13 protein-coding genes and 1 pseudogene are annotated in these 13,993 nt (G+C 58.0%); 6 read left to right on the top strand and 8 right to left on the bottom strand.

What is annotated here, in order from left to right; genetic code table 11:
- Window positions 1-248, top strand: a pseudogene (locus LAT62_RS07265) (carboxylate--amine ligase); the annotation flags it as partial.
- A gap of 106 nt (window positions 249-354) precedes the next feature.
- Here the strand turns inward: LAT62_RS07265 and LAT62_RS07260 are convergent.
- From LAT62_RS07260 to nikC, 4 genes are read right to left on the bottom strand one after another with little or no spacing between them, the layout of a single operon-like run.
- Window positions 355-1,356: an ABC transporter ATP-binding protein gene (locus LAT62_RS07260; RefSeq protein ID WP_293381219.1), complete on the bottom strand. Its 1,002-nt coding sequence runs from the start codon at window positions 1,354-1,356 to the stop codon at window positions 355-357.
- 1 nt (window position 1,357) lies between these two features.
- Complete coding sequence (locus LAT62_RS07255; RefSeq protein WP_293381216.1) at window positions 1,358-2,359, bottom strand: ABC transporter ATP-binding protein; 1,002 nt, start codon at window positions 2,357-2,359, stop codon at window positions 1,358-1,360.
- The gene (locus LAT62_RS07250) at window positions 2,359-3,279 is read right to left on the bottom strand and encodes an ABC transporter permease (protein ID WP_293381213.1); all 921 of its coding nucleotides are present in this window, start codon (window positions 3,277-3,279) and stop codon (window positions 2,359-2,361) included. Before LAT62_RS07250 ends, LAT62_RS07255 begins: the two co-directional genes overlap by 1 nt.
- Window positions 3,280-3,291: 12 nt before the next feature.
- Window positions 3,292-4,185: a nickel transporter permease gene (gene nikC / locus LAT62_RS07245; RefSeq protein ID WP_293381210.1), complete on the bottom strand. Its 894-nt coding sequence runs from the start codon at window positions 4,183-4,185 to the stop codon at window positions 3,292-3,294.
- Window positions 4,186-4,301: 116 nt separating this feature from the next.
- Here nikC and LAT62_RS07240 point away from each other — a divergent pair, with 116 nt between their 5' ends.
- Window positions 4,302-5,870, top strand: a complete 1,569-nt coding sequence (locus tag LAT62_RS07240) for a glutathione ABC transporter substrate-binding protein (protein WP_293381207.1) — start codon at window positions 4,302-4,304, stop codon at window positions 5,868-5,870.
- Between the two features lie 49 nt (window positions 5,871-5,919).
- Here the strand turns inward: LAT62_RS07240 and LAT62_RS07235 are convergent, their stop codons facing one another.
- From LAT62_RS07235 to gshB, 4 genes are all read right to left on the bottom strand, one after another.
- Complete coding sequence (locus tag LAT62_RS07235) at window positions 5,920-7,860, bottom strand: winged helix-turn-helix domain-containing protein (RefSeq protein WP_293381204.1); 1,941 nt, start codon at window positions 7,858-7,860, stop codon at window positions 5,920-5,922.
- A 131-nt stretch (window positions 7,861-7,991) separates the two neighbouring features.
- A complete protein-coding gene (gene ruvX / locus LAT62_RS07230; RefSeq protein ID WP_293381201.1) occupies window positions 7,992-8,450 on the bottom strand; it encodes a Holliday junction resolvase RuvX in 459 nt (152 codons plus the stop codon).
- Complete coding sequence (locus tag LAT62_RS07225; protein ID WP_293381199.1) at window positions 8,451-9,314, bottom strand: energy transducer TonB; 864 nt, start codon at window positions 9,312-9,314, stop codon at window positions 8,451-8,453.
- On the bottom strand, window positions 9,314-10,267 hold the full coding sequence (gene gshB / locus LAT62_RS07220; RefSeq protein WP_293381196.1) for a glutathione synthase: 954 nt from the start codon (window positions 10,265-10,267) through the stop codon (window positions 9,314-9,316). The genes LAT62_RS07225 and gshB overlap by 1 nt, the downstream gene beginning before the upstream one ends.
- Window positions 10,268-10,460: 193 nt before the next feature.
- On the opposite strand from gshB, the gene pilG reads away from it, so the two are divergent.
- From pilG to LAT62_RS07200, 4 genes are all read left to right on the top strand, one after another.
- Window positions 10,461-10,850: a twitching motility response regulator PilG gene (gene pilG, locus LAT62_RS07215; RefSeq protein WP_293381193.1), complete on the top strand. Its 390-nt coding sequence runs from the start codon at window positions 10,461-10,463 to the stop codon at window positions 10,848-10,850.
- Window positions 10,851-10,899: 49 nt separating this feature from the next.
- Window positions 10,900-11,262, top strand: coding sequence for a twitching motility response regulator PilH (gene pilH, locus LAT62_RS07210; RefSeq protein WP_293381190.1), 363 nt, complete (start codon window positions 10,900-10,902; stop codon window positions 11,260-11,262).
- A 32-nt stretch (window positions 11,263-11,294) separates the two neighbouring features.
- Window positions 11,295-11,834, top strand: coding sequence for a chemotaxis protein CheW (locus tag LAT62_RS07205; protein WP_293381187.1), 540 nt, complete (start codon window positions 11,295-11,297; stop codon window positions 11,832-11,834).
- A 61-nt stretch (window positions 11,835-11,895) separates the two neighbouring features.
- On the top strand, window positions 11,896-13,986 hold the full coding sequence (locus tag LAT62_RS07200; protein WP_293381184.1) for a methyl-accepting chemotaxis protein: 2,091 nt from the start codon (window positions 11,896-11,898) through the stop codon (window positions 13,984-13,986).
- Window positions 13,987-13,993 lie beyond the last annotated feature (7 nt).

The following is a 13,993-nucleotide window of genomic DNA, read 5'->3' as shown; positions in this document are numbered from 1 at the left end:
CCAAAGGCTATGCCGGTTGCTTCGGTGTCTATCCGCGCCGCCGCGTGGTCAGCAAGCTGGAAATGCCCCCGGAGACCACAGAGCACCCCTACTTCGAGTCCCACGAGCTGGTGGCGCCCACCGAGGAAACCGTGCCGGACCGTTCGGCCTTCGGCACCCACTGGGGGCTGATATTCTTCTTTGGCGATGATCCCATCAAGTTGCGGGACCTGCTCAAGGCTCAGGAAGAGCTGGATTTCTACGTCTAGGGTTTTGCGCGGGCTTCACGAGGACTGGAGTCATTGACTCTGACCCCATTGATTTCCCATTGATTTTTGACTCTGACCCCATTGATTTCGTATTGATCCTAAGGCCTCAGTTCCTCTCCGGCAAGTCACCCGCGTAGTGACAGGCGGCTTCGTGCCCCGCTTGCAGGTCTTTCAAGTTGACCAACTTGGGCTCTTCCACTCGGCAGCGCTCCTGAGCGTAGGGGCATCGGGTGTGGAAGCGACAGCCTTCCGGTGGGTCGATGGGTGAGGGGACATCGCCCTTGAGCGGGATTCTCTCTGTTTTCGCTTTCGGGTCATAGGTCGGAATGGACGACAGCAGCGCCTGTGTGTAGGGGTGCTGTGGCTTCTCGAACAGGGACTTCTTGTCGGCAATCTCCACGATCTTGCCCAGATACATCACGATGATGCGGTCGGAGATGTGTCGGACCACCCCCAGATCATGCGAGATGAAGATGTAGGTGAGCTTGAAATCCCGCTGCAGTTGCTTCAGCAGATTGAGGATCTGCGCCTGGATGGACACATCCAGTGCGGAGACGGCTTCGTCGCAGATGATCAGCTTGGGGTTGACCGCCAGGGCGCGTGCAATGCCGATACGCTGCCGCTGACCACCGCTGAACTCATGGGGGTAGCGGTCGATCTGATAGGCGCCCAGACCAACGGTTTCCAGCAACTCCAACGCCCGTTCCCGGCGCTGCGCCTTGGGCACGATGCTCTGGATTTCCAGAGCTTCCATCAATACATCGGCCACGGTCTGGCGGGGGTTGATGGAGGCATAGGGGTCCTGAAAGATGATTTGCAGGTCTTTTCGGGTCTGGCGCAACTCCGAGCTGGAGAGGCTCACCATATCCTTTCCCTGGAACCGGACTTCACCGGCCGAGGGGTGCTCGAGGCGCAGAATGGAGCGCCCCGTGGTCGATTTGCCACAGCCGGATTCACCGACGATGCTGACGGTCTCCCCTTCATGCACGTCGAAGCTGATGTCATCGACGGCCTTGACATGATTGACGGTAGCGCCAAAGAAACCGCCCTTGATCGGAAAGTACTGTTTCAGATTGATCACCTGAAGCAGGGGTTGGCTCGCTGTCATGTCAAGTATTCTCCACAGTTTCCTGCCATTTCTCGGTGAACTTCCAGCAGCGCACCTGTGTATTGTCATCCTGGTCCAGCAAGGGGGGCGCTTCCTGCTCGCACAGTGGACGAGCATCCGCACAGCGAGGCGCGAAGGCACACCCTCTGGGTAGATTTGTCGGATTGGGCACGGACCCCTGAATGGCAATCAGCTCGTCCTTGTCTTCGTCATGCCGGGGCAGAGAGTTGAACAGGCCAACGGTATAGGGATGTTTCGGCTCCCTGAACAGGGTCTCCACATCAGCGTACTCGACGACCTTGCCGCAATACATGACTGCCACATAGTCGCAGGTCTCTGCCACCACACCCAGGTTGTGGGTGATCATGATCACCGACATGTTCCGTTCGGTCTGCAGGTTCTTGATCAGGTCCAGAATCTGCGCCTGAATCGTCACATCCAGCGCCGTGGTGGGCTCATCGGCGATCAGCAAACTGGGATCACAGGCCAGGGCCATGGCAATCATCACCCGCTGGCGCATCCCGCCGGACAGCTCGAACGGGTATTGGCTGGCGCGCTTTTCCGGTGAAGGAATGCCCACCTGCTTCAGCATGTCAACGGATCTTGCCAGGGCTTTGGATTTCTTCATGCCCTGGTGAACCTGATAGGCCTCCGCAATCTGTTCGCCCACCGTGAACACCGGGTTCAGCGACGTCATGGGCTCTTGGAATATCATGGATATCTTGTTGCCCCGGATACGCCGCAAGGCTTTCTCGGGCAATTTCAGGAGATCGTCGTTGCCCATCAGTATCTCGCCGCTCTCAATCCGGCCCGGGTCTCGCACCAGACGCAGGATGGACATGGACATTACACTCTTGCCGGAACCGGATTCACCAACCACGCCCAGCGCCTTGCCTTCCGGCACCACCAGGCTCAGGTCATTGACCGCCTTGACCTGACCGGCGTCGGTATCGAATACCGTGGTCAGGTGCTTGATTTCGAGAAAGGGTTTTGGTTGTTCCATCAGTTGTAGTCCACCCTTTTGTTGAAGTAGCGGTATGACACATCCACCAGGAAATTGACCATCACGAACATGAGGGCAAAGATAAGAACCACACCCTGAACCACCGGGAAGTCTCTCGAGCCAATGGCCTGGATAACCATACGGCCCATGCCGTTGATGGAGAATACGGTCTCGGTCAGTACAGTACCCGAGAGCAGAGCACCCAGCTCAAGACCGACGACGGTAATCACCGGGATCATGGCGTTTTTCAGCGCATGCTTGTAGATCACCAGGCGCTCGGACAAGCCCTTTGCCCTTGCGGTGCGCACATAGTCCTGGTTGATCACCTCCAGCATACTGGCCCGCGTCACGCGGGCGATAATGGCGGCACCGGCCGTGCCCAGGGTGATGACCGGCAGAATCGTTTGTTGCCAGGTGCCCCAGCCGGACGGCGGTAACAGGCGGAGTTCGATGGAGAAATACTGGATGAGCATCAGGCCCAGCCAGAAGTTCGGCATGGACAGACCGAACAGCGCGATAATCATGATGGTGGTGTCGGCCAGTCCGTAGCGCCTTACGGCCGAGAATACACCGGCGATCAGGCCAATAAATACACTCAGAATAGTACTGTAGATAGCCAGTTTTACGGTAATCCAGAATCTCGGCCTGATTTCATCAAGCACATTACGGTTGCTGCGTATCGACTGGCCCAAATCGCCTTGCAGCAGATTGGCCATATAGCGGCCATATTGCACATATATCGGATCATTCAGGCCCAGCCGATCCCGCATACGCTCTACCTGCGCTGGCGGGGCGGTTTCACCGGCCATAATCTGTGCCGGGTCGCCGGGTATCAAATGCATCAAAGAGAATACCAGCAGGGTTACGCCAATAACCACCGGTATAGTCTGTAGAAATCTGCGTACTATAAATTTGAACACGGCTTCGGCCCCTTATTTTTTTGTTTTAGGATCCAGCGCGTCGCGCAGACCGTCACCAAATAAATTGAATGCCAATACGGCCACCACAATAGCCAGGCCGGGGAATAGAGCCACATGAGGATAATCAAACATATAATTGCGACCGTCACTGAGCATTCTGCCCCACTCCGGTGAGGGGGGTTGCGCACCCAGGCCGAGGAACGAGAGAGCACTTGCGACCAATATGGCAATCGCTATGCGTAAAGTTGACTGTACAATGATCGGCGATAAAATATTGGGCAGCACATGCTTGACAATAATGCGTAAATCAGTCGCCCCCAATGCTCTGACCGCATCAATGTATTCCAGTTTCTTGATGGTCAGGGTTGAACCCCTGACCACGCGCGCGAAGGTGGGAATGGAGAAGACCGCTACAGCAACGATCACACTGCCGATGCTGCCCCCGAGTACGCTGACCAGGGCAATGGCCAGCAGGATGCCCGGGAAGGCCAGCAGAACGTCGATGAAGCGCATGATCACCGAATCGAGCGCGCCACCGTAAAATCCCGCCAGAATGCCCAGAGGTACGCCGATTACGGCCCCCACCAACACCGAGGAAAAGCCCACAATCAGGGTGATCTGCATGCCGTGAATAAGGCGCGTAAAGATGTCGCGACCGTTGTGATCGGTGCCCAGCCAGAACTCGGCTGAGGGCGACTGGAGCCTGTTCGAGAAATCTACCCTGACCGGATCATGCGTGGTGAGATAGGGCCCCACAATGGCCACCAGAATCAGCAGGAGGATCAGATAGCCTCCCCAAAGCGCCGTCTTGTTCTTTTTCAGCTTTCTATATACCAGTCGCCAGTTGGACGTCGATATAACAGCTTTGTCGGGGTCGTTTTCGTTTTGGGTTGCAAGACCAGTCACTATACGCCATCCTTTTATTTCGCATAACGCGCAGGAAATACGATTGAATTTGGAATATAAAAAAGTGTCCGTTATCAGATTTGGACATATATAAAACAAAGCATGGAGAAAGTAAAATGGCGAGAAGCATAAAGCACAAGCGACTACTGGCACCTTTGATTGCCGGCCTGATGAGCGTAGCTCTGGTGGTACAGGTACAGGCATCCGAGAACAGAGGTGGCGATTTGATCAAGGCCATGTTGTCGGATGCCGTGGGTCTGGACCCACACACCGTCAATGACGTGCCCTCCAGTATTGTCGCTCACCACATCTATGAATCCCTGGTTGAATTCGACACCGACAGTGAGCTGCAGCCGTTGCTGGCCACGTCGTGGACCAATGTCGACGACACCACTGTAGAGTTTACTTTACGGGAAGGCGTTACCTTTCACGACGGCTCCGCACTGACGGCCGAAGTGGTCAAGGCCAACTTTGATCGCCTGCTCGATCCGGACGTCGCATCACCGCGGGAATTTCTCTTCTCGATGATTGACGAGGTGGTCGTGGTAGACGACCTGACCGTTCAGTTCGTAACGGAATCTCCGTTTGCACCTCTGGTGGCTCACCTGGCGCACAGCGGCGGTGGCATCGCCAGCCTGGAAGCCATCGAGCGCGACTATGAAGCCATGGCCGACGGCCGCAGCCCGGGCTCCTATCTCTCCGAAAACCCGTCCGGCACCGGCTATTTCAAGCTGGACAACTGGTCGCCCGGTTCAGAACTCCGCCTGGTCAGAAATGAAGACTACTGGGGTGACAATGCCCTGCTGGACAGCGTGACCTACAAGGTGGTTCCGGAAAGCCAGACGCGTATCGCCGAACTGGAAACCGGTAATGCGCACATCATCGACCCGGTACAGTCAAGCGACATGGGCCGCGTTGACAGAATGCCCGATGCCAGCCTGTTGCGCCAAAGCTCAACCAGCCTGGCCTATCTGGGCTTCAACGCTGAAAAAGAACCCTTTGATGACGTCAGAGTCAGACAAGCCATTTCCATGGCAGTCAACAAGGAAGACATTGTAGCCGGTGTTTATGACAACACCGGGCTCGCAGCGGTCGGCCCCATCGCCCCCGGCGTGTTCGGTTATGATGACAGCGTGAGCGCCATTCCTTACGACATGGATCAGGCCCGTGATCTGCTGGCCGAGGCCGGCTATGAAGACGGCTTCAGCACCACCATCTGGACCAACGACAACCCGGACCGCATTCAGATTGCCGAGTATACGCAGTCCAAGCTCCGCGACCTGAACATCGACGTCAGTGTTGAAGTGTTGGAATGGGGTGCCTACCTGGAGAATACCGCCAACGGTGAGCACGACATGTTCATTCTGGGCTGGTCTACACCGACCATGGATGCCGACTACGCCATGTACGCGCTGTTCCATTCCAGCCAGCATGGTTCTGCAGGCAACCGGTCGTTCTTCACCAGCGAAGAGCTGGACGAACTTCTGGATGCCGGCCGTGTTGAAACTGATCCGGATGTGCGTGAAGCACTGTACCGCGATGCGCAGGAACTGCTGGTTGAACTGGCGCCCATGATGTATCTGTGGCACCAGGAATATCTGATCGGTGTTGCGGACTCCGTCAGAGGCCTGGAAGTCATGCCGACCAACCACTACCTGTTGCGAAACGTGTACATCGAGCAGTAAACCTTACTCCATCGATTGAAACCCGCCCACGTGGCGGGTTTTTTTTGCTTCATACCGGGTCGATTGCGGTATCGAGTTGCTGCTCGAGCTCCTCGATCAGGGGGGTGCTGCCGCCAGTGCGCTCACGCCACGTCTCCAGTTGAGTCCGGGCTTCGTTGAACATGCCTGCATTGAGCCGATATTCGAAAGAGGCCAGCCAGAGACTGTCCGATGACGGAAACAGCTCCAGCGCCTCGTCGACGAGAAACAGCCAGTTGTTCGGACTGATGCCGATTTCCTGGCGGGCATTCATCAGGCGATGCACCAGCAGTCTCTGCAGACGCCTTCGGGGTAGCGGAATAGGCCAGCCGGCGTCGCAGTCCGTGGCCAGCGGTCGCAATGCCTTGACCAGGCGTAGCAATGCCGCCATCGACTCGGGCGGCTGGCTCAGCCAGTGCGTGATCCACCAGAGATCGACATAGATCAGGCGATTGTTGAGGCTCAAGGACCCCTGCTGCGTGTTGATCATCAACTCGCTGCCCAGCCTTTTGCGCAAACGGTGGACCGTGGTATCCAGAACCTGTCGGGCCCGATCACCCTCCTGATCCGGCCACAGGGCATCTTCAATTTGATGACGCGGCACCGCCGCCCCTTCAAGCCCCGCCAGACACAGGTAAAGCAGCAGCTCCCAGGCCTTGCCCTTGAGGCTGATGGCCTCACCATCAAGCCGCACTTCAGGCCCGTCAAACAATCGCACTTCCAGCGGCCAGGCCCAGTCCTCTGGGCTCTGAACCGGCTCCGGCGGCTCCAGTCGGCGACAACGGATCAGACGTTGCACATAGTCCTGCTCGATACCCGCCGTCAGCGCCGTATGACACAGCCGCGCCATGACATCAGGCTGCCACCAGGGAAAATTGAAATAGCAGCGCTCGGCGCCTATGCGCATCCCCTGCTCCAGCAGACGACAGGCTCGCGACCGAAGGCCAAGGTGCAGTGAAATCTGGGCCCCGGCCAGCGCACGGAAAAAGGGAACCGTATGGGTTTTCATCGGCTTGCCGATGCGCCGCGCCTTGGCCATGTGGAACAGGGCTCGCGCCGTCTGACCCACTTCCAGACTGGCCTGGGCAACACCCAGGTGGGTCACGGCGCAGATAAAGGTCGTACCCGAGCGTTGCGCCAGGCGCAGCGCCTCTTCGGCGCAGCTCAGCGACTGTTGCAGGTCACCCATCAGGTGATACCGCCAGGCCTGACTGTAAAAGTAGCCGGAGCGGTCGAGAAAATGATGGGGATGGGTATGCTGATTCATCCGTTCGAGCGCTTCTGCCGCTTCCTGAACACTGCTGCGACTCAGCGCCAGCAACGCCTGCTGCATGTAGAAATGGGAATTCCAGAGCAGGATGTCGGTGTCTTCAGCCAGCGCCAGCCCTTGCTCTATCTCCTGCTCACAGGGGCCATAATCAACCAGAAACCGATGCACCATGCTGGCAATCGAGTAGCTCATCAGCAGGGCCCGCGGGTCCCGTGTCTCAGCGCGCACCTGCGCCATGACCGGCAGCCACTGGCGCGCCTCCAGCAATTGCCCGCACCAGACCTGGTAGAGCGTCAGATAATTGATGGCGGTCAGCCGGGTCTGCACCGACACGGCGGACTCCGCGACCTGCCGGCACGCTTCATACGCGGTGTCGATATCAGGGTGGGCGGGGGCTCGAAATACCATCATGCCGAAACGGGCAACCACACATTCGGCGGCCAGTTCTCCGGGCAGAGTCGACGCGTCCTGCGCCGGTGCAATCTCCGCCAGCCAGCGATCACAGAACGCCAGCGCTTCATCGAATATGTGAAAATCAGACAAGGTCAGTATGCGCCCACTGACCAGAATCACCATGGCCTGCCAGACCTCCGGCGACTGCGGATCATCCTGCAACCGCTGGAAGCGGTCACGAGCGCGCTCGCTCGCTTCCCAAGGTTCCGAGAAGAAGAGCCGGGCTTTCTGTACTTCGTTGATGATCATGCAGTGGACATTTTTTGTACTGATTGACTGAGCACTTACAGATACTTGATTGCGGAAACAAGGGCAAAGGCAGAAAGGCAACAAATTCCAGCCTGAAAAGTAGCGCTTTCAGCAAGACGTACTGCGTTCTCCTACCATACCAGACTGTGAGACTGCCAGGGAGTATCGGGCGGCAAGGCTTCATACCAGGATTGGAAGATCAGCACGGCGGCATCACTGTCGACTGAATGCGCACCGAAATCGGTGATGCCCGATTCGCGTGCCGTTCTCTTGACCTCGTGTGACGTCAGCCGTTCATCCCAACCCAGTGCGGGCAACCCGAAGCGCCCGTGCAGCCGTTTGCGAAACTTCTCCGCACGGCGCGTCATGTCACTGGCCGTGCCATCCATGTTCAGGGGCAGACCGACCAGCAGGCCATCGGGTTTCCAGCGGGCCAGCAGCGCGGAGATCTCGTCCCAGTCGGGGTGCCCGTTGTTCATCACCAGAGGCGGAAGCGGTGAAGCAGTGCCCGTCAGCGTCTGGCCTGCCGCCAGCCCGGTACGTTTCAGGCCGTAGTCGAAGGTCAGCAGGCGGACCGGCTCAGCAGACATTCAGCGGGTGGTCCTCATTTCACCGTCCACATCGAAGCGGAAGGTGCGGATGATCTCCAGCAGATCGTATTCCTGGCGCATGCTCTCGTCGAAGGCTTCATAGGGGGCCGACAACCGCACGATCTGCCGTGCCGCTTCATCCAGCACGGTATGACCCGAGCTCTGCAACAGGGTTACCGAGACCAGATCGCCGGTATGGCTGATGCTGGTCAGCAGGCGAACCTGGCCGGTAAGCCGCTCGGCCCTCGCGGCTTGCGGATAATTGGCATTGCCGATGTTCTCCACTTTCTCCTGCCAGGCGCGCACATACTCCGCTTCCGGGACCGCCCGCGTCGACACGGCGGTCAGGGTGCGCACGCGCGGCCGGTTGGCGTAGGTCTGCCGACGGTTGTCGAGCATGGCGCGCAGGGTGGCAATGTCCAGCGTGGAATCCAGATTGTCATCCAGTGGCTGCAGCTCCTGCGGCACCGGGTCGGGATCAGGCTCCAGCGCCAGCCCCCAGGAGGCCTCGCCCGACGTGGCGATCAAACGCTGCGTCAGCGGTACGTCCGGCGCCGAAGCCTGCGCCGGATCGGGCTGTACTTCCTGAATGATATTGTCCTGAAAATCGGAGAACTGGTCGGTACTCAAGCGCTCGGCTTCATCGAGTGTACCGCTGCCTTCCTGAGTTGCCTGCGCCAGAAAGTCGGCGTCCGGATTCTGTTGCTGGCTGTTGTCTTCCAGCGCCAGCGTAACCTCCAGCATGGCGCTCTGCCCTTCCGGACGGTCGACGCTGAAGCCAATCCCCAGAATCACCAGGCCATGCACCACTGCCGCCAGAAACAGGGCAAACAGCAGGCGGTCGGTAGCCGTCGATTCGGTCATCAGGCCTGCGCCCTCCGACGCTCTATGGCGTCCATAAGCTGGCCGCCGATGTCGGTACCCTGCTGGTCATCTATCTCGCGGATACAGGTCGGGCTGGTCACATTGATCTCGGTCAGATAATCACCAATCACATCCAGGCCGACAAACAAGAGGCCCTTGTCCCGCACCACCGGCCCTATGGCGTTGGCGATCTCCCGATCCCGGTCGCTCAGTGGCTGAGCCACCCCGCGCCCGCCAGCCGCCAGGTTGCCCCGCGTTTCACCGGCCGCCGGAATGCGTGCGAGACAATAAGGTACCGGCTCGCCGTCGACGATGAGAATGCGCTTGTCGCCGGCCGTGATCTCGGGCAGATAACGCTGCGCCATGATCAACTGCTGCCCGTGGTTGGTCAGCGTTTCGATCACCACCGACACATTCGGGTCACCTGGTTGCAGCCGGAAAATTGAAGCGCCGCCCATGCCGTCCAGCGGCTTGAAGATCACGTCGCCATGCTCCTGATGAAACTGCCGCAGGTGGGCTGCCCGGGTGGTCACCAGGTGCGGCGGACAAAACTCGGGAAAGCGGGTGGCATAGAGCTTTTCATTGCAGTCGCGCAGTGCCTGGGGCCGGTTGACCACCAGCACGCCTCTGGCTTCCGCCATCTCCAGCAAATAGGTGGCATAAACATAATCAATATCAAATGGCGGATCCTGGCGCATCAGAATCACATCCTGCTCCGCCAGCGGTGCAGCCACCTCCGGACCCAGCTCGAAGTAGTGCTCAGGATCGGTGAACACCTGAAGTGGCTGCTGCCTGGCCCAGGGTTCGCCCTGGTCGACAAACAGGTTCTGAGGCTCAATGTAGGTCAGCTGCCAGCCCCGATCACGGGCCGCCCATAGCATGGCCAGCGTGCTGTCCTTCTTGTAACTCAACTGCTGGATCGGGTCCATCACGACGGCAAGCCGTACGGTCATGGTGTCTGTCCTGTCAAATTTGATGTCTGTCGCATTCTAACTGATTACTGTCGTCCGGCGCACGCCGCAGGGGCCGTGCCTGCTGGCACGGTATCTCAAACTATGGTAAAACCTCTCTATTCTTTACTCTGGACCCGCACAGGACATGGAAGCTCTGGCGCGCCACTATAACAAATGACTGACAAGGTGGTGTATGGAAAACACATTTGAGAATTTGAAAGTCATGGTCATTGATGATTCAAAGACCATCAGGCGCACTGCCGAAACCTTGTTGAAGAAAGTAGGGTGTGAAGTCATTACTGCCACTGATGGCTTTGACGCCCTGGCCAAGATCGCGGACACCAAGCCCAGTATCATTTTTGTCGACATCATGATGCCGCGTCTGGACGGTTACCAGACCTGCGCACTGATCAAGAACAACAGTGCCTTCAAGCAAACACCGGTGATTATGCTGTCCAGCAAGGACGGCCTGTTCGACAAGGCCAAGGGACGGATAGTGGGATCGGACCAGTATTTGACCAAACCGTTTGGTAAAGACGAGCTTCTGGGTGCCATCCGTGAGCACATCAACAATGTTTCATGATCGACTGACACTTCTGAACTGACTAGAGATAACATCAGGTTTTGTAACCATGGCCAAGATTTTGATAGTGGATGATTCTCCGACAGAAACCTACGCCTTCAAGACCATGCTGGAAAAACACGGCTACGAAGTGCTGACAGCAGAAAATGGTGCTGATGGTGTGGCGGTCGCGCGCAAGGAAATGCCCGACGTCGTACTGATGGATATCGTGATGCCCGGCCTCAACGGGTTTCAGGCGACCCGGCAATTGGCCAAGGGCGAGGACACCTCGCACATTCCGGTGGTCATTGTCACCACCAAGGACCAGGAGACCGACAAGGTCTGGGGCAAGCGTCAGGGCGCAAAAGGCTATCTGGTCAAACCGGTAGATGAAGATGTACTGCTGGACACCATCACACCGCTGCTGAGTTGATTGGCGGGGAACAGGCAACGATAACGATTATTATGGCCAATTTCTCATCACCCTATCAGGCGCTCGCTGCTTTGGCAGAATTGAGCCGCCAGCGGGCCACCGGCCTGCCGCAACAGGAGACCTTCGAGGAAACCTGGACGGGCGTGGGCTTCATGCTCTCCGGAGAACCTCTGGTCGCCCCGATGCAGCAGGTGACCGAAATACTTACTCCGCCTCACTATACACGACTGCCCGGTGTGAAAAGCTGGGTACTTGGGGTCGCCAATGTGCGCGGCCGTCTGGTACCGCTGATTGATCTGTGTGTCTTCATGGCTTTGCCGTCACGAAGCGCCGGGCGCAGTCGGCGGGTGTTGATCGTGGAACAGAACGACATCCTGGTTGGCCTGCTGGTCGATCAGGTACTGGGTATGCAGCATTTCCGGACGACAGACGGACAAGACGCATCTACGCGCATACCCGATGCAATGCGCCCTTTCATTGAAGGGGCCTTTCAGAAAAACAATGAGCTCTGGCACCTGTTCTCGATGGACAGGTTAATTGGCCAGGAACAATTCATGCAGGTTGCAGCCTGAACAGGAAGGGCAAGACCTGGATGATACCGCAAACCAGGGAGTACGAACGGGAGTTCGCGATATGAAGGCAAACTCAAGCTTATGGTCGATTCTGGCCACTAACAGGACCCTGTCAGTCTATCTGATACTGGCCCTGATTCTGCTCTTGGGGGTTGGGGCATTCATCACCCTGATCAACCGGGATGCCAATTTCGACCGGGAATACCTGGCCAACGCCAGTGACCTGAAAGTATTGTCACAGGAGCTCTCCAAGAATGCGACCGAGGCCGCAGCAGGCTCCCAGAGCGCGTTCCTGGCGTTGCGTCAGTCACGTAATGACTTCCAGACCAAGTGGGACATCATCGTGAACGGCAATGCCGAAACGGGTCTCCCGCCGGTCAATCGTTCCGTGGTCAATATCGACTCCCTGGAAAATGTCTGGCAGCGGGTGCGGGTCAACGCGGACCAGATCCTGGTCTCGGAAAGCACCATCATTTCGCTGTTTGCATTGGCCGCCACGGTGGCCGAGCGAATTCCCGTCATTCAGGTTGAAAACGACGCCGTTGTTGAAATCCTGCTGGATGAAGGTTCAGACGCCGCCCAGGTGGCTATTGCCCAGCGCCAGAACTGGCTGGCCGAACGCATCATCCGGAACGTCAACAACGTGCTGTCCGGCGGTGAGGCGGCAGTACTCGCCGCCAACTCTTTCAGCCGCGACTCGGAACTGTTTGGCCAGGTTCTGCAGGGTCTGATCAATGGCAATCCCGATCTGGGGCTGCAGCAGATTACCGACGCTGAAGCACAGGGCCATCTCGACAATATCCAGACCGATTTCGAACGTATCAGCGGCTCGGTGGATGAACTGCTGGAAACCTCTACCGAGCTCTTCCAGGTACGTGACGCCGCCACCCAGATCTTTGACGAGTCACAGGCCCTGCTGGACGCCGCCACAGCGGTGGAAGCACAGATCGAGTTGCTGCCGCAGAACCGGATCGCCCAGCCTCAGTTCGCCATCATCATGGCGATTGGTGTAATCGCGCTGATCGTCCTGGCCATCTGGGAAATCTATCGCGCCCAGACCATGAACCTGAAGCGTACCGAGGAAGAAAACGAGCAGAACCAGAACGCCATCCTGCGTCTGCTGGACGAACTGGCCGACCTGGCTGACGGTGACCTGACCACCCAGGCCACGGTGACCGAGGACTTCACAGGTGCCATCGCCGACTCCATCAACTTCGCGATTGACCAGATGCGTCAGCTGGTAGCGGCGATCAACGCGACCGCCGTACAGGTCTCCTCGGCGGCCCAGGAAACACAGACCACGGCCCGTCAGCTCGCCGACGCCTCTGAGCACCAGGCGCAGGAAATTGCCGGCGCCTCGGCAGCGGTGAACGAGATGGCGGTGTCCATCGACCAGGTATCCGCCAACGCGGCAGAATCCTCCGCGGTTGCGGAACGTTCGGTATCCATCGCCAAGAAAGGCTCCGACGTGGTACAGGCCACAATCAACGGCATGGACAACATCCGTGAGCAGATTCAGGAAACCTCGAAGCGGATCAAGCGCCTCGGTGAATCGTCGCAGGAGATCGGGGATATCGTATCGCTGATCAACGACATTGCCGACCAGACCAACATCCTGTCACTCAACGCGGCCATTCAGGCCTCCATGGCCGGTGATGCAGGCCGGGGCTTTGCGGTGGTAGCGGATGAGGTACAGCGACTGGCTGAACGCTCCTCGGCAGCGACCAAGCAGATTGAGGCGCTGGTGAAGAATATCCAGTCGGATACCAACGAAGCGGTTATCTCGATGGAACAGACCACGTCGGAAGTGGTGCGGGGTGCACGTCTGGCGCAGGACGCCGGTGTCGCTCTGGAAGAAATCGAAAACGTATCGCGCAGCCTGGCTGACCTCATTCAGAACATTTCGAATGCAGCACGTCAGCAGGCCTCGTCCGCGGGCCACATTTCCAACACGATGAACGTCATCCAGGAAATCACCTCGCAGACCTCGGCAGGTACGACGGCAACAGCAGAAAGCATCGGTAACCTGGCCAACCTGGCGAAGGATATGCGGGCTTCGGTTGCGGGCTTCAAGCTGCCCGAAGCCGAAGAGGGAGATGACGATCTGGATGATCTGGTCGAGCTGCCGGACGACAAGGTGAGTGCAGCCTGAGGAGCCA

The sequence above is a fragment of the Natronospirillum sp. genome, from assembly GCF_022565775.1.
In the GTDB taxonomy this organism is placed as follows: Bacteria; Pseudomonadota; Gammaproteobacteria; order Pseudomonadales; family Natronospirillaceae; genus Natronospirillum.
Note: the sequence above shows the minus strand (reverse complement) of the source record. Positions and strands in the feature narration are given on the sequence as shown.